The sequence below is a fragment of the Flavonifractor plautii ATCC 29863 genome (genome assembly GCF_000239295.1).
In the GTDB taxonomy this organism is placed as follows: domain Bacteria; phylum Bacillota; class Clostridia; order Oscillospirales; family Oscillospiraceae; genus Flavonifractor; species Flavonifractor plautii.
This window is the reverse complement of the sequence record NZ_JH417655.1, coordinates 1-2,494: the sequence shown is the minus strand read 5'-3', so window position 1 is coordinate 2,494 and position 2,494 is coordinate 1. Positions and strand designations below refer to the sequence as shown.

Annotated in this window: 1 protein-coding gene; it reads left to right on the top strand. The window is 46.2% G+C overall.

Going from position 1 to position 2,494, the window contains the following annotated elements:
* The first annotated feature begins 575 nt into the window (after positions 1-575).
* Complete coding sequence (locus HMPREF0372_RS02610; RefSeq protein WP_039996555.1) at positions 576-2,375, top strand: reverse transcriptase/maturase family protein; 1,800 nt, start codon at positions 576-578, stop codon at positions 2,373-2,375.
* The last annotated feature ends 119 nt before the right edge of the window (positions 2,376-2,494 follow it).

Genomic DNA, 2,494 nt, shown 5'->3' with positions numbered 1-2,494 from the left:
GTGCGCCCAGATAGGGCGTTGAGCAAAGTAGTGTAAGGCACTACCCCGTAAGATAACACGGGAAACAACCTGCCTAACCGAAAGGCGAAAGCTGAAACGGGAACACAGCACGGCAGGAAAGCAGTAAGTCACCTAAAGATAACTTGGTGCGACTGAACTGCAATGTTAAGTGGATATGAGGCTTAAGTTGGGTTTACTGAACGCAAGTTTCTAATTTCTGTTATCGGTCAGGCGGAGGAAAGTATCTGTAACCTCTGGCACACTGGCGATTGGTTATAGGTGTCAATCAATCGGTTATCAAAAACGGTGTGCAATCTGTAGGAGAACCTATGGCAAGGAAACGAAAGCGGAGACCGACAATCCACATTTGCCTATGCTCAACGCTAACTGGGGATGCCCTAAACAGGAACGCCAACCGAAGGAGGTGAAAATTCGGCTATGGCTGTAGAGCCTGAAAATCCTGCATGGGCACGGAACGCCCGTAGTAGTCCGAGAGGGGTAATGACCCTCACATGGCGAAGGGGCGTAGTTATTGTGTACTAAAAGAAAAGTTGATTAGGGAGGAAAACCTCAAAATGCAACCAACAACCGAAATTTTAGCAAGAATCAGTAGAAACTCACTCGCAAATAAAGATGAAATTTTTACCAGACTGCATCGCTATATGCTGAGGCCAGACCTGTATTTTCTGGCATATAAAAATCTGTATGCCAACAGTGGTGCCGCAACTAAGGGTGCAAACGATGACACGGCAGATGGATTCAGCGAAGCCAAAATCGCAAATATCATCCAAAGGCTCGCTGATGAAACCTACCAGCCCACACCCGCCAGAAGAACCTATATCCAGAAGAAGAACAATCCCAAGAAAAAGCGACCTCTGGGAATCCCGACATTCACAGATAAGCTGGTACAGGAAGTTCTGCGGATGGTTCTCGAAGCGGTGTATGAGCCTGTTTTCTTGCCAGTTTCTCATGGATTCAGACCCAAAAGGAGCTGCCATACCGCACTGAAATCCTTAAAAATGGAGTTCAATGGTATGCGTTGGTTCGTGGAGGGTGACATCAAAGGGTGCTTTGACAATATCGACCACAGCGTTCTTGTAGGCTTGATTCATAGTAAAATCAAGGATGCCCGGTTGATAAAGCTGATTTACAAATTTCTAAAGGCTGGATATTTGGAGGATTGGAAATATCACAAAACCTACAGTGGTACTCCACAGGGCGGTATCATTTCTCCGCTCCTTGCTAACATCTATCTGCATGAGCTGGACAAATTTGTAATGAAGCTGAAAAGCGAATTTGATACCCATGGGCAAGAGCCTGTCAGGACAGAATATCGCCTCCTAAGCAATGACCTCCAGAAACTTTCCTATCACATCGGCAGACGCACCGGGGCAGAAAGAGAACAACTGCTTTCCGAATACAACGAAAAGCGGAAGCTCATGCTGAAAATGCCCTGTACAGCTCAGACAAAAAAGTGCATCAAGTATATCCGCTATGCGGATGACTTTATTCTCGGTGTGAAAGGAAGTCAAGAGGACTGCCAGTGGATAAAGAGTAAACTTTCTGAGTTTATCCGTGAAACCTTAAAGATGGAACTCAGCGAAGAAAAAACACTCATCACTCATAGCAGCGAAAGGGCAAGATTTTTGGGGTATGATGTTCGTGTTCGCAGAAGCAGCATTATCAAGCATGGTGGGCCAGGCAAAAAGACAAAACGCACCCTCAACAATTCCTGTGAACTGTCTATCCCATTCGATGATAAGATTCACAGCTTCATTTTCGCCAAGGAAATTGCGATACAGAAACCGGATGGGAAACTCATGCCTGTCCGCCGTAAATCTCTTTTGCGACTCACAGATTTGGAAATCGTTTCTGCCTACAATGCGGAACTGCGGGGAATCTGCAACTACTATGGAATTGCCAGCAATTTTTATAAACTGTGCTACTTTTCCTATCTCATGGAATACAGTTGCCTCAAAACCCTCGCAAGTAAGCATAAATGCACCATAGCCAAGGTGGTTGAGAAATTCAAAGACCACTACGGAGAATGGGGAATCCCCTACGAAACCAAAACGGGGCAAAAACGATGCTATTTTGCAAAATACTCCGATTGCAAGGATAAGGCCAATCCGACGGACATCGTATGCAATGCTGCGGTGGAGTACGGATATTCCCGAACAGCCTTGGAGCAGAGATTGAAAGCAAAGGTCTGTGAGCTATGCGGTACGACCGAGAGCGATTGTTACGAAGTTCACCATGTCAACAAGCTCAAAAACCTTAAGGGCAAGCAGGCATGGGAGGTTGCAATGATTGCAAAACGGCGTAAAACGCTGGTTGTGTGCAAAAAATGCCATGTTGCAATCCACAACCAGTGAGTAACTGCTGACCGAACGATAACAGAGCCGGATACATTGAGAGATGTAAGTCCGGTTCCCGGAGAGGGTGGTGCGAACCTACCATAGTAATATGGCAAGGCGGTGCCTCCCTACTCCAC